At 67.0% G+C, this 21,395-nt stretch carries 20 protein-coding genes; 7 read left to right on the top strand and 13 right to left on the bottom strand.

All coding sequences use genetic code 11. From position 1 onward, the window contains the following. Positions 1 to 18: 18 nt before the first annotated feature. From ASD86_RS21825 to ASD86_RS21810, 4 genes are all read right to left on the bottom strand, one after another. Complete coding sequence (locus ASD86_RS21825) at positions 19 to 1,248, bottom strand: hypothetical protein (RefSeq protein ID WP_157477005.1); 1,230 nt, start codon at positions 1,246 to 1,248, stop codon at positions 19 to 21. 233 nt (positions 1,249 to 1,481) lie between these two features. Next, a complete protein-coding gene (locus tag ASD86_RS21820) occupies positions 1,482 to 2,510 on the bottom strand; it encodes an aldo/keto reductase (RefSeq protein ID WP_056115783.1) in 1,029 nt (342 codons plus the stop codon). Between the two features lie 683 nt (positions 2,511 to 3,193). Next, a complete protein-coding gene (locus ASD86_RS21815) occupies positions 3,194 to 4,378 on the bottom strand; it encodes a lactonase family protein (protein ID WP_056115781.1) in 1,185 nt (394 codons plus the stop codon). A 440-nt stretch (positions 4,379 to 4,818) separates the two neighbouring features. Further along, the gene (locus ASD86_RS21810) at positions 4,819 to 5,529 is read right to left on the bottom strand and encodes an SIMPL domain-containing protein (protein WP_056115777.1); all 711 of its coding nucleotides are present in this window, start codon (positions 5,527 to 5,529) and stop codon (positions 4,819 to 4,821) included. Positions 5,530 to 5,741: 212 nt separating this feature from the next. Here ASD86_RS21810 and ASD86_RS21805 point away from each other — a divergent pair, with 212 nt between their 5' ends. Continuing rightward, a complete protein-coding gene (locus ASD86_RS21805) occupies positions 5,742 to 6,002 on the top strand; it encodes a DUF3297 family protein (RefSeq protein WP_036102402.1) in 261 nt (86 codons plus the stop codon). A gap of 263 nt (positions 6,003 to 6,265) precedes the next feature. On the opposite strand, the gene ASD86_RS21800 is transcribed toward ASD86_RS21805, so the two are convergent. Then, positions 6,266 to 6,751: a tetratricopeptide repeat protein gene (locus ASD86_RS21800; protein WP_056115774.1), complete on the bottom strand. Its 486-nt coding sequence runs from the start codon at positions 6,749 to 6,751 to the stop codon at positions 6,266 to 6,268. 213 nt (positions 6,752 to 6,964) lie between these two features. Between ASD86_RS21800 and ASD86_RS21795 the strand changes: the two genes are divergently transcribed. Then, positions 6,965 to 8,653, top strand: coding sequence for a VWA domain-containing protein (locus tag ASD86_RS21795; protein WP_056115769.1), 1,689 nt, complete (start codon positions 6,965 to 6,967; stop codon positions 8,651 to 8,653). A gap of 191 nt (positions 8,654 to 8,844) precedes the next feature. Here ASD86_RS21795 and ASD86_RS21790 read toward each other — a convergent pair whose 3' ends face one another. From ASD86_RS21790 to tsaA, 5 genes are all read right to left on the bottom strand, one after another. Then, the gene (locus ASD86_RS21790) at positions 8,845 to 10,224 is read right to left on the bottom strand and encodes an amino acid permease (protein ID WP_056115765.1); all 1,380 of its coding nucleotides are present in this window, start codon (positions 10,222 to 10,224) and stop codon (positions 8,845 to 8,847) included. A gap of 286 nt (positions 10,225 to 10,510) precedes the next feature. After that, entirely contained in the window at positions 10,511 to 11,272 is a 762-nt protein-coding gene (locus ASD86_RS21785) for an ABC transporter permease (RefSeq protein ID WP_056115761.1), read from the bottom strand. Continuing rightward, positions 11,269 to 12,306, bottom strand: a complete 1,038-nt coding sequence (locus tag ASD86_RS21780) for an ABC transporter ATP-binding protein (protein ID WP_082578611.1) — start codon at positions 12,304 to 12,306, stop codon at positions 11,269 to 11,271. The genes ASD86_RS21785 and ASD86_RS21780 overlap by 4 nt, the downstream gene beginning before the upstream one ends. Positions 12,307 to 12,527: 221 nt before the next feature. Continuing rightward, on the bottom strand, positions 12,528 to 13,034 hold the full coding sequence (locus tag ASD86_RS21775; protein ID WP_157477001.1) for an SRPBCC domain-containing protein: 507 nt from the start codon (positions 13,032 to 13,034) through the stop codon (positions 12,528 to 12,530). A 306-nt stretch (positions 13,035 to 13,340) separates the two neighbouring features. Then, complete coding sequence (tsaA, locus tag ASD86_RS21770) at positions 13,341 to 13,871, bottom strand: tRNA (N6-threonylcarbamoyladenosine(37)-N6)-methyltransferase TrmO (RefSeq protein ID WP_056115753.1); 531 nt, start codon at positions 13,869 to 13,871, stop codon at positions 13,341 to 13,343. Between the two features lie 346 nt (positions 13,872 to 14,217). On the opposite strand from tsaA, the gene ASD86_RS21765 reads away from it, so the two are divergent. The 4 genes from ASD86_RS21765 (at position 14,218) to ASD86_RS21750 (ending at position 17,870) form a co-directional block, all read left to right on the top strand. Beyond that, positions 14,218 to 14,592, top strand: a complete 375-nt coding sequence (locus ASD86_RS21765; RefSeq protein WP_036102411.1) for a YciI family protein — start codon at positions 14,218 to 14,220, stop codon at positions 14,590 to 14,592. A gap of 227 nt (positions 14,593 to 14,819) precedes the next feature. Continuing rightward, positions 14,820 to 16,745 carry a beta-propeller domain-containing protein gene (locus ASD86_RS21760; protein ID WP_082578649.1) on the top strand — a complete coding sequence of 642 codons (1,926 nt, stop codon included), beginning with the start codon at positions 14,820 to 14,822 and terminating at the stop codon, positions 16,743 to 16,745. A 75-nt stretch (positions 16,746 to 16,820) separates the two neighbouring features. Beyond that, complete coding sequence (locus ASD86_RS28030) at positions 16,821 to 17,183, top strand: excalibur calcium-binding domain-containing protein (RefSeq protein ID WP_082578610.1); 363 nt, start codon at positions 16,821 to 16,823, stop codon at positions 17,181 to 17,183. Positions 17,184 to 17,309: 126 nt separating this feature from the next. After that, positions 17,310 to 17,870, top strand: a complete 561-nt coding sequence (locus tag ASD86_RS21750) for a DUF3016 domain-containing protein (protein ID WP_056115748.1) — start codon at positions 17,310 to 17,312, stop codon at positions 17,868 to 17,870. A 185-nt stretch (positions 17,871 to 18,055) separates the two neighbouring features. Here ASD86_RS21750 and ASD86_RS21745 read toward each other — a convergent pair whose 3' ends face one another. The 3 genes from ASD86_RS21745 to ASD86_RS21735 form a co-directional block, all read right to left on the bottom strand. Then, a complete protein-coding gene (locus ASD86_RS21745; protein WP_056115745.1) occupies positions 18,056 to 18,475 on the bottom strand; it encodes a VOC family protein in 420 nt (139 codons plus the stop codon). Positions 18,476 to 18,661: 186 nt separating this feature from the next. Continuing rightward, positions 18,662 to 19,447 (bottom strand): ATP-grasp domain-containing protein, encoded by a 786-nt coding sequence (locus ASD86_RS21740; RefSeq protein ID WP_056115742.1) that lies wholly within the window; start codon positions 19,445 to 19,447, stop codon positions 18,662 to 18,664. A 153-nt stretch (positions 19,448 to 19,600) separates the two neighbouring features. Further along, positions 19,601 to 20,035, bottom strand: a complete 435-nt coding sequence (locus ASD86_RS21735; protein ID WP_056115739.1) for a PepSY domain-containing protein — start codon at positions 20,033 to 20,035, stop codon at positions 19,601 to 19,603. Between the two features lie 455 nt (positions 20,036 to 20,490). Between ASD86_RS21735 and ASD86_RS21730 the strand changes: the two genes are divergently transcribed. Beyond that, the gene (locus tag ASD86_RS21730) at positions 20,491 to 21,366 is read left to right on the top strand and encodes a hypothetical protein (RefSeq protein ID WP_157476999.1); all 876 of its coding nucleotides are present in this window, start codon (positions 20,491 to 20,493) and stop codon (positions 21,364 to 21,366) included. Positions 21,367 to 21,395 lie beyond the last annotated feature (29 nt).

Genomic DNA, 21,395 nt, shown 5'->3' with positions numbered 1-21,395 from the left:
GGCCGCGCGCGCGAGGATTCAGCGTCGGCGCGCGCGCCTATCGTCGGGACCGACGAACATCATCTTGAGACCGCCGCAGACCAGGCCGAGGCACAGCAGCACGAGCACGCCACGGCATAACACCGCGAACGAGAACCAGAAAGGCGCGTCGGAAAACAGCAAAAGCGTACTGGACGACCCAAAGCGCGTTCGGCCCATGTACAGCGCGCCGGTGGTCAGCGCGCCGAACATATCGCGCGCGATGCTCACGCCGAGCAAACCGAAGAACGCGCCAAACAGAGCGCCGGCGATACGCGTTCCGACGCTCGGCGGCGCGGCGGCAGCGCGGACGGGTTCGCGAGGTTCCGGTTCGCGCGCGGGCGCGGCGGGCGGGCGTTGCGATGGCCGGGGCCGCGGCGGGGTTGCAACGCGATCGTCGTCGTGATGACCGTTGGCAGCACCGGCACGTCGGCGCTCGCGCTCGGCGCGAACGCGCTCACGCTCGCGACGGATGCGTTCGCTGCGGCGGACTTTCTTTTCGCGGATTGGGGTCGGTTCCGGCGTGGGTTCTGGCGCGACCGCGGCGGTCTTCGTGGCTTTGGCGGCGGCCGCGCGCGCCGCCGCGATCGACGCGCCGGCCCGCGTTCTGCCGACCGTCGCGTCCAGCCCGAGGTAACGTCGCACACGTTCGTGCAGACGATGCGTCTCGCCGGTCCACTGCGGCAACGCGAACTCCTCGTCGGTGATGGCGTGTTCGCGGCCGTCCATATCGATCAGGGTCAGGCCGGTCCGGCGAAATGGTCCCTTGCCGCTCCAATGACGCACCTGCACCGCTCGCGGCGTTGCGAAGGTCACGCTGCGCTGCAACCGGCGTCGGCCGAACACATCCCAGCCGACGCACTCGCAGCGACCGGCCTGGAGCGCGAACCGCAGTTCCAGCCGCAGTCGCGCCTGCAACAGCATGGCGACACCCAACGCGCATACCAGCGAATACATCGACAGCATCAGCAGCACATCGAGTGCGCCCTGCCTGCGCACGCGGTGCAGGAAGGTACCGGCGCCATAGGCTTCGTTCAGCCCGATCAGAAGGGGAGCGCTCAGTATCAACAGCGCACTCAACGCGACGATCCCCAACGTGGCCAGCCAGGGGTTGCGGCGGACGATCAGTTCGTCGTCGTGTTCGAGAATCGTCAGGTGCATATGCGCGTGCGTGCGGACGAACCGGTGTGGTGTCGACACAGCGCGTGTGGGCGGCGCGGCATGGGTCATCCCTGATCCAGAAGGACGCACAGTGTCGACGCGCGCGGGTAACGGCGTCAAAGCCGCTTGCGCGCACGCGCCGATCTCGCTGGAGCGCATCGGGCCCGCCCCCTGCTCCCACCACCCTCGGCGCAGCTGACGAAGCCTGTTTTGGGTGGGTGGGACTTCAGCGCCGACCCGCTCGTCTCGGATCGCCACGCAGCCCTCGCGCAGCGAACCTTCCCGCAGCAAGCATTCCGCGATCAGACAGGCGAAGGATTGCGCTCGCCGAACGCGGCCTGGTGCCAATACGGATACGCCCTCGCCGTCGCGCTGGCCGCATCGAGCTTCGCGACCTGCTCGGGCGTCAGGTTCCAGCCGACCGCGCCGAGGTTCTGCTTGAGCTGCTCCTCGTTGCGCGCACCGATCACCACGGTCGCCACCGTCGGCCGCTGCAACAGCCAGTTCAAGGCGATCTGCGGCACGGTCTTACCGGTTTCCGCGGCGATCTCGTCAAGCGCGTCGACCACGCGGTACACATACTCGTCCTGCACCGGCGGGCCCATGTCGGCGGTGACGTGCAGGCGGCTGTTGTCCGGCAGCGGTTGGCCGCGACGGATCTTGCCGGTCAGACGGCCCCACCCGAGCGGGCTCCACACCACCGCGCCGACGCCCTGATCCAGGCCGAGCGGCATCAGCTCCCACTCGTAGTCGCGGCCGATCAGCGAGTAGTACGCCTGATGGGCGACATAGCGCGACCAGCCGTGGCGCTCGGCGAGCGCGAGCGATTTCATCAGATGCCAGCCGGAGAAATTCGACACGCCCAAGTAACGCAGCTTGCCGGCGCGGACCAGATCGTCGAGCGTCGACAGGGTTTCCTCGATCGGCGTTCGTGCGTCGAAGCCGTGCAACTGGAACAGGTCGATGTAGTCGGTGCCCAAGCGCTTGAGCGAGGCGTCGATCGAGCGGATCAGGTGATGGCGCGAGGAGCCGACTTCGTTCTCGCCGTCGCCGAAGCGGAAGGTGGCCTTGGTCGAGATCAGCAGGCTGTCGCGCGGGCGGCCCTTGATCGCTTCGCCGAGGATGGATTCGGCCGCGCCCTTGGAATAGATGTCGGCGCTGTCGAACAGATTGACCCCGGCCTCCAGCGCGATATCGAGCAGGCGCCGCGCGCCGGCGACGTCGGTCTGGCCCCAGGCCTTGAAGAAGTCGCCTTCGCCGCCGAAGGTGCCCGTGCCGAAACTCAACACCGGCACGCGCAGACCGGACGCTCCCAGAAAACGATGTTCCATGCCGCACTCCTGATGGGGGATAGGCGGGCATTGCACGCCAATGGGTGCGGGGGCTCAAGGGGATGGGTGGGATGGTGCGTTGTGGGATAGCGTGTTGGGTGTTGGGTGAAATTTAGTCGGACGGATCGAAATGCGCTGGATGCGTATCGCTCACGTCATTGCGCACTTGCATGTCGTCATTCCCGCGAAGGCGGGAATCCAGGGACTATCGTGCGAGAACGCTTGAAGTCTTGGGGCAGAAAGTCGCTAGATTCCCGCGTTCGCGGGAATGACGGCCCGGAAGGATTGCGCTGAAGTTTCTGGATTCCCGCCTTCGCGGGAATGACGTTCTGGTGGGATGGCGTTTAAGACTTCGTGATGGCGACTTGAAGCGGCTCCCTCTACTTTGGAGGAGCCGAATGTCCAGCACCTTCAGAGTCATCTTCGATTCGTCATTCCCGCGAAGGCGGGCTCCGCTTTACTTCGGCGGAGCCGAAAATCCAGGGACTTTCGTGCGAGAACGCATGAAGTCTTTGGGAAGAAAGTCGCTGGATTTTCGGCTCCGCCGAAGTAAAGCGGAGCCCGCGTTCGCGGGAATGACGAACTTGAGAGATGACGCTGAAGTCTCTGGATCCCCGCCTTCGCGGGGATGACGGGCTCGGGGGTTGCGGTTGCAGTTGCGGTTCAAACGATCTGATGACGCTTTACTCCACCGACACAAACTTCACATCTGACGGCGACACCGCCGTCATCGTCTGCACCGTGTCGCCCAATCGGCCGCTGCGCGGGTCGCGCTCGATCACCACCAGCGTATTGCTGTGCTGATTAGCCACCACCACGTGCCGGCCATCGGGCGACAGCGCGAATTCGCGCGGGCCTCGGCCTTCGGTGCTGCGGCGCTGCACGGCGGTGAGCGTTCCATTGGCGGCGTCGACCTCGTACACCGCGATGTGGTTGTCATCGCCGCGGTTGCTCGCATACAGAAAACGACCGTCGCCCGACAGGTGCAGGGCCGCGGCGGCGTTGCCGTCGCGCCGGCCCGGGTCCATCGCCACGGTCTGCACCGGCTGCAAGCGGCCGTCGTCGTAGTCGAACACGACCAACTCACCGGTCATTTCCAGGGTCAGATACGCATGCCGCCCGGAGGCGTCGAACAGAAGATGACGCGGTCCGCTGCCCGGCGGCAGGTCCACCGACGCGGTCGTCGCGGCGAGCAACGGCCGTTCGGCGCTGCGGGCCGGATCGTAGCGGTACACATACACCTTGTCGGCGCCCAGGTCGGCGGCCAGCACGTAGCGGCCGTCGGGCGCGGGCACGACCGCGTGCACATGCGGCCCGAGCTGACGCTCGCGATCGGCCTGGCTGGCGCGATGGCTCAGCACCTGCACGCCGCTGTGCAAGCGGCCTTCGCGGTCGATCGGCAACACCGTCAAGGTTCCGCCCGGCGATTGCGCGCCCGAGTAATTGGCGACGAACAGGTAGCGGCCGTCGCGACTGACCGATGCGTGCGCGGGATCGTCGCCGAGGCTGTTGGCCTGCGACAGGCGACGCGACGACGCCGGCCCGCGCGCCAGGGCGAAGCTGCTCGCGCGTCCGACCGGATCGGCCGAGGCCGGGCCGTTCTCGTTGACCGCGAACAGCCTGCGTGCGTCCGCCGACAACGTCACCCAGGACGGATTGTCGGTTTCGATCACTTCCAGCGGCTGCGCCTGGATCTGTCCGCTCGCCTGATCGAAGCGATAACGGCCGATGCCCTTGCAGCTCGCGCCGGTGTAGCAACCGACCAGCAGTTCGGCCGATCCCTCGGCGGTGCGCGGAGCGGCATCGGCCGTGGCGAGGATCGAGGTCATGAGCAGACTCCAGGCAAGCAGGATGGATCGCGGGTTCATCGGGTTCTCCGGCGCGGCGGCGCGAGGGTCGATCCTGGAGCAGATGGGGGCAATAGCCAAGCCGCTTGGGTCGGAAATGCGCGGTGGTCGGGGCGCGTGGGTGTCCAGATCGCGGCGATCTGAGCGCACAGCGTCGGGGCTGCAGCCCCTCCCACAAAAGACCCCGTCGATTCGCTGGTGTGCGGTGTGCGGGTGATTTCGCCACGGTCACTGGCTGTGCGCGTGCGCTCAGCCCGGCCGAAACGAATCGGCAGCAACCAGTCAGGCGTCGTCCTGCCAAGTCGGCAGTAACCCGTTGCCCCAACAAGTCGGCGCAGAGGCATTGAGTCTTTTGTGGGAGGGGCTTCAGCCCCAACGCTTTGCTCTCCGATCGCGATGATCACCACGCCGGCCGGGCAGCGCGCTTCCGACGACGGCCGTAACTGCCAGCACCGCCCTCATCAACGCACCGGGACGCCCGAGCGCGAATACCGATACTCCACATCGACCTGCGCGGTCACCTCGCCCGTCTGCGCCGGCGCCTCGGCCGCGTAGTTGTAGGCGCGCGCGCCGTACTGCCGCGCGGTCGGCGTCTGCGGCGTCCACCACGGCCGATCGTCCTCGAACTTGACCGCGGTGGCCGCGTCCAGCGTCCAGCCCAGTTCCGCGGCGATGAGCGCGGCCTTGCGCTTGGCATCCTGCAAGGCCAGGCGCCGCGCCTTGTCGGCGTACTCGGGCAGGCGATCGGACAAGGGACGCAGGCTTTCGAATTCGGCGACCCCGGCCTGGCTGAGTTGCTGTTGCAACAGCGCCAGGGCATCGTCGCCGCGCACCCGCAGCACGAACCGGGTCGAGTAGCGATAGCCCGCCCCGCTCTCATCGCCGCTGCGCGTGGTCAGGCGCGGCGCGTCGACCGACAGTTCGCTCAATTCGCCGCGATGCGCCTGCACTACCTGCCGCACCGCGGCCACGACGGGTTGATGCTGTCGCAGGGCGACGCTCGCATCGGCGGCATCGCTGACCACCGCGAACGACAGTTCGAACAGGTTCGGCTGATAGGCGACGCGGCCAAATCCGGCAACATGGAAACGGCCGCCGTCGACGCCCTGCGCGCGTGCCGGCGGCGACAGCCACAGCATGGCCGCGAGCAAGGGCAAGCCCAGGTAATTCATCGGCGACTCCGGGCGCGGGCGATGGCCGGATTCTGCTGCCGTCGCGGGCCGCTGTCGATGCGCACCGGCGAATCGCGGGCATTCAACGCTCGTCCGCGGTCGGCCCGAGCCCGCCCGCACTGGGCCGCACCGCCCGGCGCGCGTATCCTAGGCGCCGCCCGGCCGCTGTCGCGCCCGCGGCCCTTTCGTACGTCCGCCTCAAGAGTCCCGTCATGACCGATACCCCGCCCGACCGCGTCTCCAACGATCCCCGCAGCCCGTTCTTCGATCCGTCCGTGGTCGAACGCGGCATCGGCATCCGCTTCAACGGCGTGGAGCGCACCAATGTCGAGGAATACTGCATCAGCGAAGGCTGGGTGCGGTTGCCGGTCGGCAAGTCGCTCGACCGTCGCGGCAATGCGATGACCATGAAGCACAAGGGCCAGGTAGAAGCCTGGTATCTGTCGCCGGCGCCGGACGCCGACAGCAAGTAAGCGACGCGGCGACCTGAGCGGAAGGCGTCGGGGCTGAAGCCCCTCAAGAGACCTCGTTGCTTCGCCTGTCGGGTCGGTACTGCCCGCTGCGTTGGTGGGTCGGCCACCCGCGCGGCTTTACTGAAAAGCATCGGCATCAATCGTCCGCAACCGCGTCCATCCCACAGTCAGCCGCGTGGCTGCGAAGTTTTTTGTGGGATGGGCTTCAGCCCCGACGCTCTCCACTCAGATCACCCGGACTCACCGGGCTCGCCCCACCGACCTCAAGCCACCGCGCTGTCGCGCAATTGCCCGCACAAGCGGCGCATATCGTCGGCCAGCACCGGCACCGGCTGCGGCAGGCGCAAGGCCGCCTCGATCGTCGCGCAGGCGCCATCGCGGTCGCCCTCGGCCGCGGCGAGCAGGCCGCGCGCGTAAGCGCCGAGCGGATCGGCCTGGACCAGCACCGGCTGCAGCCATTCGCGCGCGTCCTTGGCGGTGCCGCGCATCACCAGCAACTGAGCCAGCTGGAAGCGCGCGACCACGAACTCCGGCACCACCGTCAACAATGCGCGCAGGCGCTCCTCGGCGCGTTCGAACAGGCCGAGCTGGGCGTGCTGGATCGCCAGCAGGTACTGCGCGTGCAGGTTGTCGGGCTCGCGCTCGAGCACGGTCTTGAGCAGACGCACGGCCTCGACGTCGCGCGCGCCCTGGATGGCGTCCAGCGCGTGGCGCAACAAGGTCGCAGTGTCGGGCCGCTGGTCGATCATGCGTGACTGCCGCGCCTGTCCGTCGCGGGCCGTTTCATGGCCGGGCATTGTGCCCCAGCCGGGGCCAACGAAAAACGACGGTCGTCATAACGAAAAGCGAAGACTCGCTTGCTTATGTTGCGCTCGCCTCGCCAAGGAATTCCCGACGGTCCAACCCCGTCGGGCCCCGGCCGGCGTTCCTAAGTCGCACAACCCGATCATTGGAGGATCACCATGTTGCTGCGCGCCACTCCCCGTACCGCCCCTGTCGCCGCGCTCGCGCTCGGCATCGCCATCGTCCTGGCTGTCGCCGGCTGCGGCAAGAAAGTCGACCGCGCCGATGCGCCGGCCATGGATCAACCCGAATCGGTCGCGATGGCGGCGCCCGCGTCGGCCTCGGAAACCGAAACCTATTTCCTGCAGCAAGCGCCGGTCGCGACCAACACCGAAAACTACGAGAAGATCGCCGCCAACCCGATCCACCGCGTCGCCGAACAACCCGTGTCGACCTTCTCCATCGACGTCGACACCGGCAGTTACGCCAATGTGCGGCGCATGCTTGCCGCCGGCGAACTGCCGCCGAAGGACGCGGTGCGGGTCGAGGAACTGCTCAACTACTTCGACTACGGCTATCCCAAGCCCGCGTCCAAGGACACCCCGTTCCAGGTCACGACCGAGCTGGCGCCGGCGCCGTGGAACGCCAAGCACGTGCTGATGCAGATCGGCATCCAGGGCTACGACGTCGACAAGGCCGAGCTGCCGCCGGCCAACCTGGTGCTGCTGATCGACACCTCCGGTTCGATGGACGAACCCGACAAGCTGCCGCTGCTGAAGAAGGCGTTCGCGCAACTGGTGCCGCAACTGCGCGCGAAGGACCGGATCTCGATCGTGACCTACGCCGGCTCGGCCGGGCTGGTGCTGCCGCCGACCCCGGGCGACCGCGGCGGCGAAATCCTCGCCGCGCTCGACAACCTGGCGGCCGGCGGTTCGACCAACGGCGGCGAAGGCATCCAGCTCGCCTACGCTACCGCGCGCCAGGCCTTCGTCGACGGCGGCATCAACCGCGTGCTGCTGGCGACCGACGGCGACTTCAATGTCGGCACCGCCAATCAGGAGGCGCTGGAAACCCTGGTCGCCGATCAGCGCAAGTCCGGCATCGCGCTGAGCACGCTGGGCTTCGGCACCGGCAACTACAACGATGCGATGGCCGAGCAACTGGCCGATGTCGGCAACGGCAACCACGCCTACATCGACAGCGCATTGGAAGCGCGCAAGGTGCTGGTCGAGGAGTTGGGCTCGACCCTGCTGACCATCGCCGGCGACGTCAAGGTGCAGGTCGAGTTCAACCCGGCCGTGGTCGCCGAGTACCGCCTGATCGGTTACGAAAACCGCATGCTCAAGCGCGAGGATTTCAACAACGACAAGGTCGATGCCGGCGAGATCGGCGCCGGCCACGACGTCACCGCGCTGTACGAGGTGACCTTGGTCGGTTCCGGCGGCGAGTCGGTCGATCCGCTGCGTTACGGCAAGGGCAGCGAAGCGGCGGCGGCCGATGCGAAAGCGCCGAAGGCCGCGGCCGGCGATGCGAAGAGCGGCGAACTGGCCTTGCTACGGCTGCGCTACAAGCGTCCGGGCGAGAACGACAGCCGCCTGATCGAGACCCCGTTGCTGCGCAAGGACATCGCCGGCGAACCCAGCGAACGCCTGCGTTTCGCCGCCTCGGTCGCCGCGTTCGGCGATCTGCTGCGCGGCGGCACCTATGTCGGCCAGGACTTCGGCTGGAACGGTGTGATCGGCCTGGCCCGCGGCGCGCGCGGCGACGACCGCAATGGCTACCGCGGCGAGTTCCTGCAACTGGCGCAGACCGCGAGCAGTTTGCAGGCGAGCGGGCCGGTGAAGGGCGCGGCGGTCGCGGGCGAGTAAGGGCCCGCGTTTTCCAGGCGTACCGAAGAACGTTCAAGACCCTCGGTCAATTCCCTCTCCCGTTCACGGGAGAGGGCTAGGGTGAGGGCCGCTCTGGCTCGTACTCGAAAGCAAAAGCGCTCGCGCTGCGCGCTTCCCTCACCCCAACCCCTCTCCCGTAAACGGGAGAGGGGCTTTTAAACGCTCGAAGATCAGGCCGAAGCCGCCGCGCCGTCGCGCTTGTTGATCCCGGTCGCGAAGTACAGCACCACCAGCAGGATCAGGAACGCCGGCCCGACGTACAGCGCCACGCGCGTATCCGGGAAATACGCCATCAACCCGATCACCAGCACCAGGAACGCCAGCGCGATCCACGAGGCGACCGGGTACATCGGCATGCGGAACGCCAGCGCCGCCTTGTCCTGCGCGCTGAGGCGCTGACGGAACTTCATGTGCGACACCAGGATCACGCCCCAGGTCCAGATCGCGCCGAAGGTCGCGATCGAGGTCACCCACACGAACACTTCCTTGGGCGCGACGTAGTTCAGCACCACGCCGGCCAGCAACGCCACCACCGACACCAGCACCGCCGCGCGCGGCACGCCGCCGGCCGAGGTGTTGGCGAAGAACGCCGGCGCCTGCTTCTGCTGGGCCAGGTTGTAGAGCATGCGCCCGGTGCTGAAGATGCCGCCGTTGCACGAGGACAGCGCCGCGGTCAGCACGACGAAGTTGATGATGCCGGCCGCCTCGCGGATGCCCAGGCGCTCGAAGGTCATCACGAACGGGCTGCCGGTGGTGCCCAGTTCGTTCCACGGGTACAGCGACAGGATCACGAACAGCGCGCCGACGTAGAAGATCACGATCCGCCAGAACACCGAGTTGATCGCGTCGGGAATCGACTTGGCCGGGTTCGCCGCCTCGCCCGCGGTCAGGCCGATCATCTCCACGCCCAGGTAGGCGAACATCACCATCTGCAGCGACATCAGCACGCCCTGCGCGCCGTTGGGGAAGAAACCGCCATGCGCCCACAGGTTGCTGATGCCGATCGCCACGCCGTTGTTGCCGAAGCCGAACACGATCATCGCCAGGCCGGCCAGGATCATCACAACGATGGTCACGACCTTGATCATCGCGAACCAGAATTCGAACTCGCCGTAGGCCTTGACCGTGATCAGGTTCACCGAACCCATCGCGATCAGCGCGGCCAGCGCCCACGCCCATTGCGGCGAATCCGGAAACCACATCTGCATGTAGATGCCGACCGCGGTGATCTCGGCCACGCAGGTCACCAGCCACAGGAACCAGTAGTTCCAGCCGGTCAGATAGCCCGACAGCGGGCCGAGGTAGTCGCGCGCGTAGCGGCTGAACGAGCCGGCGACCGGGTTGTGCACCGCCATCTCGCCGAGCGCGCGCATGATGATGAAGATCGCCGCGCCGCCGAGCAGGTAGGCCAGCAGGATGCCGGGACCGGCGAGCTTGATCGCGTTGGCCGAGCCCAGGAACAGGCCCACGCCGATCGCCGCGCCCAGCGCCATCAGGCGGATGTGGCGCTCGCTCAGGCCGCGCTGGAGTTGCTGTTGATTGGTCTGCATCCGCCGGACTCTCCGCAGGCTTCCGGCGCGACGGCGGCGCTGCGCTCAACGCGGCCGGTCCGGAATCGGCGAAGCATACTCCGGGTGTATCGGGAGCGGCGGATTTGCCGCCTCTTGCGCCTGCTCCCTCGCCTGCCCGCACGTGCTCCCTCTCCCGCCGCATCTACTCCCTCTCCCGCTTGCGGGAGAGGGTTGGGGTGAGGGCGCGCGCAAGTGCAGCTAGCAGCGGAGCCGCCCTCATCCGCCCTTCGGGCACCTTCTCCCGCCCGCGGGAGAAGGGACAACTTCAGCTCTTGAGCTTGTACCCAGTCCTGAAGATCCACCACACCGCCACCAGGCACAACACCATGAACCCAGCCGTCATGCCCACGCTCAAGACGATGTCCACGTCCGACTTGCCGTAGAAACTCCAGCGAAACCCGTTGACCAGATACACCACCGGATTGAACAGCGAGACCCCGCGCCAGAACGGCGGCAGCATGTCGATCGAATAGAAGCTGCCGCCCAGGAAGGTCAGCGGCATCACGATCATCATCGGGATCATCTGCAGCTTCTCGAAGCCGTCGGCCCACACGCCGATGATGAAGCCGAACAGGCTGAAGGTGACCGCGGTCAACACCAGGAACACCGCCATCCAGACCGGATGCACGATCTCGAAATCGACGAAGCAGCGCGCGGTGATCAGCATCAGCAAGCCCAGGATCACCGACTTGCTCGCCGCCGCGCCGACATAGCCGCAGATCACCTCGACGAACGACACCGGCGCCGACAGCAGTTCGTAGATCGTGCCCGACCACTTGGGCAGGTAGATGCCGAACGACGCATTGGAAATGCTCTCGGTCAGCAGCGACATCATGATCAGGCCGGGCACGATGAAGGCCGCGTAGCTGATCCCGCCGATCTCGACCATGCGCGAGCCGATCGCCGAACCGAACACGATGAAGTACAACGAGGTCGACAGCACCGGCGTGGCGATCGACTGCATCAGGGTGCGGAAGGTGCGATGCATTTCGAAGAAATAGATCGCCTTGATCGCATACAGGTTCATGCGCGCACCTCCCCGTTCGCATCGGCCGCGGACGGTTTGCCCGCGGGATTCCTGTCCGCCTGCGGCGACTTGACCAGATTGACGAAGATTTCCTCCAGCGAGCTTTGGCTGGTGTTGAGGTCCTTGAACTCGATGCCGTGCTCGGCCAGGCGCTTGAGCAGCGCGGCGATGCCGGTGTCCTCGGCCTGCGCATCGAAGGTGTAGACCAGTTCGTTGCCGTCGTCCGACAAGGTCAGCGCATCGCTGGCCAACGCCTGCGGCACCGCGTCCAGCGGCGACTGCAGTTGCAGGCTCAGCTGCTTCTTGCCGAGCTTGCGCATCAGCACGCGTTTGTCCTCGACCAGCACGATCTCGCCCTGGTTGATCACCCCGACCCGATCGGCCATTTCCTCGGCCTCGTCGATGTAATGGGTGGTCAGGATGATGGTGACGCCGCTGTCGCGCAGGCGCGAGACCATCGCCCACATCTCGCGCCGCAGTTCCACGTCGACGCCGGCGGTGGGTTCGTCGAGGAACAGGATGCTGGGCTCGTGCGACAGCGCCTTGGCGATCAACACGCGCCGCTTCATGCCGCCCGACAGCGCCATGATCTTCTCGCCGCGCTTGTCCCACAGCGACAGCTCGCGCAGGATTTTTTCCAGGTACGCCGGATTGGGCGGCTTGCCGTACAGGCCGCGACTGAAGCGGACCGTGTCGTGCACGGTCTCGAACGCATCGGTGTGCAATTCCTGCGGCACCAGCCCGATCGCCGAACGCGCGGCGCGGTAGTCGCGCACGATGTCGTGACCGTCGGCGAGCACCCGGCCTTCGCTGGGATTTACGATGCCGCAGACGATGCTGATCAAGGTGGTCTTGCCGGCGCCGTTGGGGCCGAGCAGGGCGAAGATTTCGCCGCGGCGGATGTCCAGGTTGATGCCCTTGAGCGCGCGGTAACCGCCGGCGTAGGTCTTGGTCAGACCCTGGATGGAGACGATGGAGGACGCATCCGCGGCGTGGGCGGCGGATGGACGGACGGACGTGGAATCGGACGGCATGGACTCTCCGTGGCGAAGGGTACGTGGCGATGCTGCGCCGGAAACGGACGGTCGAGCGGAAGCGTGATGCGATGCGGTCGTGTATCGATACAGCGGCACGTCACCGCATCGCGATCGCGTGCGTGGCGGTCAGTGTACGGCTGGCGCAGGGTAGAGCGATGCGACGACGCCGCGATTCATACCGATGCGATGCACCGTTGCATGCATGGGCCCGACCGCGCTCAACGCTCGGCCAGATACGCGTCCAGGCGTTCGAAGCTTTCGCCCCAACCCGCGACGATCCCGCGCGCCTGCGCCGCCTCGCGTTCGGCCTGGCTGGCGAACTCGATCCGCACGCTCAGCAGGGTCTGCTCCGGGCCGTGTCCGGCGAACAGCACGCTCACCCGCGACGGCTGCGACGGCCGCTCGTCGTCCCAATTGTCGACGTAGACCAACCGCTCGGGTTCGACGACTTCTTCATAGCGGCCCTTGATCGGGTACTCGCTGCCGTCCGGGCCGACCGTGCAGATCCGGAAACGGCCGCCGACCGCGACGTCCATCTGCCGCACCACGCCGCGAAAACCGCGCGGCCCCCACCAGCGCGCGAGATGGATCGGGTCGGTCCAGCCGAGAAACACCACATCGCTCGGCGCGTCGATGAGGCCTTGCACGGTGATGCCGCGTTCGTCGATGCAATGCGTGGTGCGCGCGGGCGCGACGACGAGCGTGCCGGAACCGTCGGACGTCATGTCGAACTCCTGAGCATGGATAACCGCGCCGGCCACGGCCAAGCCGCGGTCCGCGCGCCGCGGCCGAATGCCGGCATAACCGCCAGCGTATGAATCGGCCCGCTAATTAACCAATCAGGAAACTACAACCCGAAGGTGCAAGCGTCAAGCCGATCGGCACACAGAATCCACGTCTTCGTCCCACAGGCTGAGACGGCGGGTCGCGGCGTTCGGACGTCGTGTCCAAGCGGGGCTGTCGGCTTCCACCACACAGGTTCGTCAGGCCCACACTCATCCCGATTGCAGCCGACCCGGTGACGGCCGTCTTCAATCCGCCGGCGCGACCTTGCGCGGCCGCTTCGGCCCGGGCGCCGAATGCCGGCCCTGGGCCGCATCGATTTCGTCGATCCAGCCTGCGCGCGATCCGGCGAAGGCATCGGCGTACGGCACGTACGGCTTGATATCGAGGATCGGCGTGCCGTCGAGCAAATCCACGCCGCGCACGATCAACGCCTGTGGCTCGACCCGCACCAGTTCCACCGCCGACAGCCCGAGCGGATTGGGCCGGTGCGGCGACCGCGTGGCCAGCACCCCGCGCTTGGGCCCGCCGCGCGGTGGCTTGACCTGAGGTTTCCAGCCCTGGCTGCGGTGGAACGCGAAAATCAGCCATATGCGCTCGAACCCTTGCAGATCGGCATACGCCAGCGCCGGCAGGTCGTCGACGAATTCCAGCCGCGCCTCGATCGCCTCGCCGCTCTGCGTGCCCTGCACCACCGTCGACTGGTGCGGCGCATCGATGCGCTGCGCATACGGCGAGCGCAGGTAGGCGATCGGGCGGCAGTTGAATGCGTCGGACATCGGGCAAGGGTTCGCTGCGGTGCGGCATGCATTGTCGCCGCCGCGAGCGCTCTTGTGGGAGGGGCTTCAGCTCCGACGCTGTTCGCTCAGCGACTTCGTACTTCCCGGCGATCTGAGCGACCAGCCTCGGGACTGAAGCCCTGCCACAAAAAACTTCGAGCCCTATCGCAACCTGCGAGACCAGCGCGGCCCAGGCTGCGCCGCTCGACCCGCTCACCCACCGGCACGCCCGCCAGCGCATGCGTTTTGTCACTGCTGCACCCAATGCCGATGGCGGTATCCTCGGCGCCGAGCGCATGCGCCCCGGCCCCGCGCTGCCGCCTCCCCCGCCCGCCACGAGGACGCCATGAAATACCTGGTCATGATCTACAACGACGACAGCCTGATCGAAGCCCTGCCCGCCGGCGAATACGAAACCATGATGCGCGGCTGCATCGCTCACGCCGACGACCTGCGCGAGACCGGCGTGTTGCTGGATTCGCAGATGCTCGCCGCGCCGGCCAAGGCGACCTCGCTGCGCACCCGCAACGGCCGCACCACTTTCATGGACGGCCCCTACGCCGAAGCCAAGGAGTATCTGGGCGGCTTCAACCTGATCGAAGCGGCCGACATGGACGAAGCGGTCCGCGTCGCCCAGGAATTCCCCTGGAGCCGCACCGGCCGGATAGAAGTGCGCCCGGTGATGGATTTCGAACAGGTGCGGCTCGCGTTCGACGCCTGAGTCGCCGGCACCACGTCACCACCGCGCACCATCCCAGCAAGCCGGCGCATGCCGGCTTGCTGGCGTTATAAGCAAAGCGGACGGACCCGCTGCACGGACCGATCCGGCCGAAAGGTCGATGCTGCGACAAGGCATCGACCCCGAACCTCAACCCGGCGCGTTCGCAGTTGCATCGCGAGGTCGCCAACGCGCTTCGCCCACCGCCCGAACGCTACAAGGATGTCCGCATGAAACTGCCGCACCTGGCCTGCTGGCTGTTGCTCGCCCTCGCCGCTTCGCTCGGCGCCGATCCGGCTGCTGCCGCGACCGCCGCCAACAGCAAGACCCAGACGCTGCGCCCGTTCGCCAGCGAGCGCGAATTCCGCGCGTTCGTCGCGACCCTGCGACGCAGCCAGCCGGTCCGCGAGGCGCCTGCGCCGCCGCCGGCCCCGGTCGCGCCGATGCCGGCGCCGATGCAGGCCGCATCGCCCGCGTCGGCGAAGGCCGAATCGACCACGCTCGACAGAATCGAGGTTACCGGCTCGCGCATCGGCCCCCCAGCCGCGGAATCGATCACCAACGTCCAGACCCAGGGCGTCGACGAAGGCGACATCGTCAAGAAGCAAGGCGATTACCTGATCGTGCTGCGTCGCGGCCGCCTGTTCACCGTGCGCATCGGCGGCGACGCCTTGCAACCGGTGTCGTCGATCGACGCCTTCGCGCCGAATTCGGACCCGAACGAGACCTGGTACGACGAAATGCTGGTCTCGCGCGACACCGTTGTGGTGATCGGCTACAGCTACGACCGCGGCGGCACCGAGGTCGGCGTGTTCGATCTGACCGCGCAAGGCCTATTGAAGTACCGCGCCACTTATCAGCTGCGCAGCAACGACTATTACTCGGCCAGCAACTACGCCAGCCGCCTGATCGGCCGCACCCTGATCTTCTATTCGCCGCTGCAACTGTACCCGGGCAGCGATCTCGCCCAGTCGATGCCGGCGCTGCGCCACTGGCATCGCGGTGTCACCCCGGCCGACTTCAAGCGCATCCTGCCGGCGACCCGCATCTACCGCAGCGCCGCGCCGGTCGGCTACGACTTTCTCACTCTGCATACCGTCGCCTCGTGCGATCTCGATGCCCAACCGATGCGCTGCACCTCCACCGCGGTGCTCGGGCCGGCGAGCCGCAGCTTCTACGTCTCGGAGGATTCGGTGTATGTCTGGACCTTGAACTGGAACCTGAAATCCAGCGGCCCCAATGCCGCGATCCTGCGCATTCCGCTCGACGGCGCCGCGCCGACCGGCCTGCGCGCGAGCGGTTCGCCCTGGGATCAGATGTCGTTCCTGCAACGCGACGGCTGGCTCAACGTGCTGGTCGGCTCGCAAAGCGACGGCGAAGGCATGTGGTCCTCGCGCAGCACCGCCGGCGAACTGGCCTTGCTGCGGGTCAGACTGGACAGCTTCGGCGACGGCCGCGCGGTCGCCGCGCGCAAGGCCTACCGCGTGCTGCCCGAACTCAATGCGCTGGACGCGGCCATGCATGCGCGCTTCATCGGCGACTGGCTGGTGTACGGCGCCGGCGAAAACTGGGACGACCAAGCCCGGCCGTTGCGCGCCTACGCCCTGCGTTATGCCGATACCGCTCCGGTCACCACACTGGCGCTGAAGCACCAGGTCGAACGCGTCGACGCGCTCGGCGACGACGCGGTGCTGGTTGGCGGCAACGACGTCGACGATCATCTGTATTTCAGCAGCGTCCGCCTCCACCGCGGCGCGCGCGTCGCCGACACCTACGTGCAACGCGACGCCAGACAGGGCGACGAACGCACTCACGGCTTCTTCTATCGCGCCCAGGACGAGGAGCGCGGCATTCTCGGCCTGCCCGTGCTCAGCGAAGACAACAGCGACCGCGAGCAGGCCAGCGTGCTGTTCCTGCGCAACCAGCGACTCACGCTGAGCGCGCTGGGCCAACTGAGCTCGAAGAGCGACCCGAACGTCGACGACGGCTGCAAGGTCAGCTGCGTGGACTGGTACGGCAATGCGCGGCCGATCTTCATCGGCGAGCGGGTGTTCGCCCTGCTCGGCTACGAACTGGTCGAAGGCCGCGACGACGGCAACCGCATCCGCGAGCGGCGCAGGACCGACTTTTCGCCGCGCGTCAAAGTCTCGCCCTGAGCGCAGGCGTGGCCGCCGCCCGTGCCGGGTCGCGTTGGAACCCCTGTCTCGTGATGATCGGGACAGGGGGACACGATGACATCGGTACGGATCGGATGGCTCGCGCTGATCGGGCTGTGTTACGCGACGCAGGCCGGTGCACACGGCGGCGGTCTCAATGCCGAAGGCTGCCATCACGACCGCAAGCGCGGCGGCTATCACTGCCATCGCGGCCCCACCGCCGCTGCGGCGTCGCTGCTGCCCGAGTCAACGCAGCGCCCGCGTCGGCCAGCCTCGGCGCAAGGCCTCGCACCCTCGGCGTTGACGGCCGAATCCGGCGCCGCCTACTACCGCAATTGCAGCGCGGCGCGCGCTGCCGGCGCGGCTCCGGTGCGACGCGGCGACCCGGGCTACGGCCCGCATCTGGACCGCGACGGCGACGGCAAGGGCTGCGAATGAATCGGGGCCCGGCGGCGCGACGATCGTGAATTCGCGGCAACGGCCGCGGCGTTTAACGCATTGCCGCTATGCAGTGCCGGTGGCGAGGCGGACAATCGACGCGTCCCCACCGCATCGGAGCCCGTCATGAACCTCCGGACCGCATTCGCCATCGCCCTGTCGGTCGCCGTGCTGGCGGCCGCGGACGTCGGCGCCGCTTCCCGCGCCGTCACCGATCCCGCCGCGCCACGCAGCCTGCCCGAGCAGGGCCCGGTCAGCGTGCGCTGGGAAGATCCGTCGAACTTCGCCGAGATCCGCCAAAGCCGCAACCGCTTCGACGCGCGCCGCGGCAACTGGGTCGAACAGCTCGCCCAGCACCTGCGCACCCGCGCGCAGAAGCGGTTGCCCGAAGGCCAGACCCTGCAGGTCGACATCACCGACATCAAGCGCGCCGGCGACTACGAGCCCTGGCACGGGCCGCAGTTCGACGACACCCGTTTCATCCGCGACATCTACCCGCCGCGGATCGTGTTGAATTTCAAGCGCACCGACGCCAACGGCCAGATCGTCGAGGAAGGCCAGCGCACCCTGCGCGACATGAGCTTCCTGATGGGGCCGCGCACCGGCACCGACAGCGATCCGTTGCGCTACGAAAAGCGCCTGATCGACGACTGGCTGTATCAGGAATTCAAGAGCCCGAGCGCGTAATCGCGCCGACCTCGCAACCGGCCGATATCGACCGCATGAAAAACCCCGCATCGCGCGGGGTTTTTCGTTTCCTGCATTGCCGCGCTTGGATCGCGGGAGCGCTTCAAGCCGCGCCGCCCGATCGAGGCGGCAACGAACGGCCGCAACCGTTCGCGCCGCCGCGCGCGCCGCGATCGCGCGATGGCTTACTGCTGCGCCGCGCTCGGGTCCGCATCCGGGTCCATGTAGAACACTTCCCAGGTGTGGCCGTCCAGATCGTCGTAGGAGCGCTGGTACATGAAGCCGTAGTCCTTCGGCTCGTGCATCGTCGCGCCGGCCGCGGCGGCCTTCTCGGCCAGCGCATCGACCTCGGCGCGGCCGGGCAGGCTGACCGCGATCAGCGCTTCCACCTGCTTGCTCGCGTCGACCAGGGTCTTCTTGGTGAAGGACTGGAAGAACGGCTCGACCAGCAACATCACGAAGATGTTCTCGCCGACGATCATGCAGGTCGCGTTTTCGTCGGTGAATTTGGCATTGAAGCTGTAGCCGAGCTGGGTGTAGAACTCGACCGCGCGCGGCAGGCTCTTGACGGACAGATTGACGAACAGTTGCGAGTGGGTGGTCATGGCGAGGGTCCTGGTTGGTGAGGATGGATTGGCGGGCGGCGCAGGCCTGGATGACGCTGCGTTTACTGCCTGCTCCTGTTAGCGACGAGCCACGGTTGCGGGAATCGACAAGCCCGACAAAAAATTTTCGCACCGGTTCCGGTGCCGGCCGCCGCGATCCTCGGGCCGCCCCCACGATCCCACAGCTCAACCGGCCGGAAGCGCCGTTTCACGTGCCGGCACCCGGCGCCTGGACAGCAGTTCGGCCCAGCGCGTCAACAACAGATCGGTATACGGCGCGGCGGCGATCCGATACGCCCCGAGCGCATAGCCGTCGTTGACCTCGATCAGGGCGGTCCGGCCGTCGACCAGCACGCCGAAATCGATCGCGTACGCCGCCGGCGCCTCGCCGCTGTCGCGAAAGGCGCGCACCGCTTCGTCGATGGTCCGGGCGCATGGCACCAGTTGCGCGTCGCCATCGTAGGGATCCAGCGCGACCACCTCGGTGCCGATCACATAGGCGCGGAACTCCGAGCGCCACTTCACTACCTGCGAGCACCACACCTTCTGCCGGCGCGACGCGGAACCGAGGAAATAGAGATCGGCGTTGCTTTCGAAGACCCTGCCGGTGAAGGTCTTGATCCGCTCGGCCGGTTTGACGAACACCGGCTGCTGACAGTCGTCCCAGATCCGTTGTTCGATCTCGCCCAAGGTGGATTGCCAGACCTCGCGGTGCAGTAGATCGCGCAGCGCCCGCGGATAGTCATTGGGTGGCGGCACCTCGATGCCGAGTTGCTTGATGGCGCCGAGCATGGCTGGCATCGCACCCATCACGAAACTGCTTTCGTCCAGCGGCAGGCTGCGCCGGTCGATCTGCTTGCGGGTGAAAAACCTCATGGCGATGCCGCGTCGCTGCAGCTCGCCGACGACGCGCGTCTCCTCTTCGCCCAGGGGGCCATTGCCCCGGCTCTCGATATAGCCGATCTGGAACATGGCGCGGTTCGCGGCAGCGGATCTGCAGTCAGTGTAGCAACGGCGCAGGCCGCTGTTCGCACCGACCCGCCTGGTCCGGGACGGCTAATGCCAGACCGCCGACGATGGCCGCCCGGATTACGAGCGGCCATCATCAGGTGAGATCGGGCCGTATCAGTTCTTTTCGGCGCCGAAGATCTTGCCGTTGCGCGGGTCGAGCTTGAGCTTCACGTCGCGGCCGCCGGTGTCCTCGGCCTTGGCGTTCCAGATGCCCTCGTCGTAATCGACATCGTGGATGTCGGTGTAACCGGCGCTCGACAGCGCGGCGCGCACGTCGCGCTCGCTCAACTGAGTGACTTGCTCGTTGGCGTACACCTTGCCGGTGCGCGGATCCAGCAGCACCTGCACGCGATTGCCGTCGGCGCTGCGCGCATCGGCCTTCCACACGCCGTCGTCGAAATCGAGATCGTTGACCTTGGTATAGCCCTGCTCGGCCAGGCGGGTGCGGATCTGATGTTCGGTCAGCGACGTCTGCGCCTGCGGTTCCTGCGCCGTGGCGGCGGCCGGAACGGCGATGGCCAAGACCAGTGCCAGCATGATCGGTTTCATGGTGTGCTCCTGCTTGAGAAGGTTCCGATTGTGGCCAGCACATGCAAACGCGAAATGAATACTCGCGTATTCAGTCATGTTGAGCGCGGATTCGCCATGAATGCTCACGGGTTGCCTACGCCGTTCTTATCTCGAACTCATGCGGCGCTCACCGCTCTATAACGTCTCACTGACCTGCGCTATGAAGGGGTAGCGCCAGCGACAGGCGATTCGAAGCGGCCGCTGTCGGCCCAGGCGCTGCGGCGCATTGGCGCATTCGTCGTCATACCCACCGCATGCGCCCGACTCGGCCGCGATCGGTCGCATTTCGCGGCACCGCGGGCACTCGCGATACCACTCGACCGCACCTCCTGACCCAGGCAACCAAAAACCCATCCGCGCGGCGCTTGGCTTCGAGCCCGCCAATGGCTAACGTGGCGGCAAGCGGCCGCCGGATGCGGCCCAGGGGGAAGGCGATGATCGCAAGGACACTGCTGCTGGCCGCATTGCTGCTGCCGGCCGCCGCCGCGCAGGCGTGCATCAACTACATCGGCACCGATCACCAGGGACACGCGTTCTCCCCGGACTGGATCGTCGGCGAGGAACTCAGCGAGCACCTGACCGAACAGGTGAGACGGCGCTGGCAGATGGAGCGGGCCAGGGAGGTGATCGCCGAGGCGCGCGCCACGCCCAGCTTCGAGCACCTCAACAACCTGGGCGTGCTGCTTATCTATCAAGGGCAGTACCCGATCGCGATCCGCCAGTTCCTGGCGATCGAGCGCTCCTCGCCGGGACGCTACCAGACCGCGGCCAACCTCGGCACCGCGCTGGAGCTGGCCGGACACGACCAGGTCGCGCTGCGTTGGATCCGCATCGGCATGCGCCGCAACAACGACGCCCACCTGGGGTCGGAATGGCTGCATGCGCGGATTCTCGAAAGCAAGATCGCATTGGCGCAGGACCCGAACTACCTCGCCAAGCACTCGATCGCCGGAGTGAATTTCGGCGACGCGCTGGTCCCGCCGATGCCGGCCATGCCGGCCGGCAACGACGGCAAGCCGGTGACTCAGGCCGTACTGCAAAGCTCGATGAGCTATCAGCTGTTCGAACGCACCCAGTTCGTCAAGCCGACCGATCCGATCGTCGCCAACGTGCTGCGCGACTGGGCGACCCTGCATCTGGTCGGCGGCTCGATCGAGAACGCGAACATGCTGTACGAACTCGCCGTGACCTACGGCGCGCCGCACGACAAGCTGATGAAACGCCGGCAGGCGCATATCCGCGCGATCCTGGCCAAACCGCGCAAGGACGGCGAGGACGGCTCGTGCGCGATCTGCGGCAGTCACTTTTAGCCTTAACCGGCCGACCCCGCGACCTGAGC

The sequence above is a fragment of the Lysobacter sp. Root690 genome, from assembly GCF_001427785.1.
In the GTDB taxonomy this organism is placed as follows: domain Bacteria; phylum Pseudomonadota; class Gammaproteobacteria; order Xanthomonadales; family Xanthomonadaceae; genus Lysobacter.
Note: the sequence above shows the minus strand (reverse complement) of the source record. Positions and strands in the feature narration are given on the sequence as shown.

What these genes read in the sequence shown, in the direction of transcription:
- ASD86_RS21825 (WP_157477005.1), bottom strand. Translation starts at nt 1,248, where the DNA reads ATGACCCATGCCGCGCCGCCCACACGCGCTGTGTCGACACCACACCGG.
- ASD86_RS21820 (WP_056115783.1), bottom strand. Translation starts at nt 2,510, where the DNA reads ATGGAACATCGTTTTCTGGGAGCGTCCGGTCTGCGCGTGCCGGTGTTG.
- ASD86_RS21815 (WP_056115781.1), bottom strand. Translation starts at nt 4,378, where the DNA reads ATGAACCCGCGATCCATCCTGCTTGCCTGGAGTCTGCTCATGACCTCG.
- ASD86_RS21810 (WP_056115777.1), bottom strand. Translation starts at nt 5,529, where the DNA reads ATGAATTACCTGGGCTTGCCCTTGCTCGCGGCCATGCTGTGGCTGTCG.
- ASD86_RS21805 (WP_036102402.1), top strand. Translation starts at nt 5,742, where the DNA reads ATGACCGATACCCCGCCCGACCGCGTCTCCAACGATCCCCGCAGCCCG.
- ASD86_RS21800 (WP_056115774.1), bottom strand. Translation starts at nt 6,751, where the DNA reads ATGATCGACCAGCGGCCCGACACTGCGACCTTGTTGCGCCACGCGCTG.
- ASD86_RS21795 (WP_056115769.1), top strand. Translation starts at nt 6,965, where the DNA reads ATGTTGCTGCGCGCCACTCCCCGTACCGCCCCTGTCGCCGCGCTCGCG.
- ASD86_RS21790 (WP_056115765.1), bottom strand. Translation starts at nt 10,224, where the DNA reads ATGCAGACCAATCAACAGCAACTCCAGCGCGGCCTGAGCGAGCGCCAC.
- ASD86_RS21785 (WP_056115761.1), bottom strand. Translation starts at nt 11,272, where the DNA reads ATGAACCTGTATGCGATCAAGGCGATCTATTTCTTCGAAATGCATCGC.
- ASD86_RS21780 (WP_082578611.1), bottom strand. Translation starts at nt 12,306, where the DNA reads ATGCCGTCCGATTCCACGTCCGTCCGTCCATCCGCCGCCCACGCCGCG.
- ASD86_RS21775 (WP_157477001.1), bottom strand. Translation starts at nt 13,034, where the DNA reads ATGACGTCCGACGGTTCCGGCACGCTCGTCGTCGCGCCCGCGCGCACC.
- tsaA (WP_056115753.1), bottom strand. Translation starts at nt 13,871, where the DNA reads ATGTCCGACGCATTCAACTGCCGCCCGATCGCCTACCTGCGCTCGCCG.
- ASD86_RS21765 (WP_036102411.1), top strand. Translation starts at nt 14,218, where the DNA reads ATGAAATACCTGGTCATGATCTACAACGACGACAGCCTGATCGAAGCC.
- ASD86_RS21760 (WP_082578649.1), top strand. Translation starts at nt 14,820, where the DNA reads ATGAAACTGCCGCACCTGGCCTGCTGGCTGTTGCTCGCCCTCGCCGCT.
- ASD86_RS28030 (WP_082578610.1), top strand. Translation starts at nt 16,821, where the DNA reads ATGACATCGGTACGGATCGGATGGCTCGCGCTGATCGGGCTGTGTTAC.
- ASD86_RS21750 (WP_056115748.1), top strand. Translation starts at nt 17,310, where the DNA reads ATGAACCTCCGGACCGCATTCGCCATCGCCCTGTCGGTCGCCGTGCTG.
- ASD86_RS21745 (WP_056115745.1), bottom strand. Translation starts at nt 18,475, where the DNA reads ATGACCACCCACTCGCAACTGTTCGTCAATCTGTCCGTCAAGAGCCTG.
- ASD86_RS21740 (WP_056115742.1), bottom strand. Translation starts at nt 19,447, where the DNA reads ATGTTCCAGATCGGCTATATCGAGAGCCGGGGCAATGGCCCCCTGGGC.
- ASD86_RS21735 (WP_056115739.1), bottom strand. Translation starts at nt 20,035, where the DNA reads ATGAAACCGATCATGCTGGCACTGGTCTTGGCCATCGCCGTTCCGGCC.
- ASD86_RS21730 (WP_157476999.1), top strand. Translation starts at nt 20,491, where the DNA reads ATGATCGCAAGGACACTGCTGCTGGCCGCATTGCTGCTGCCGGCCGCC.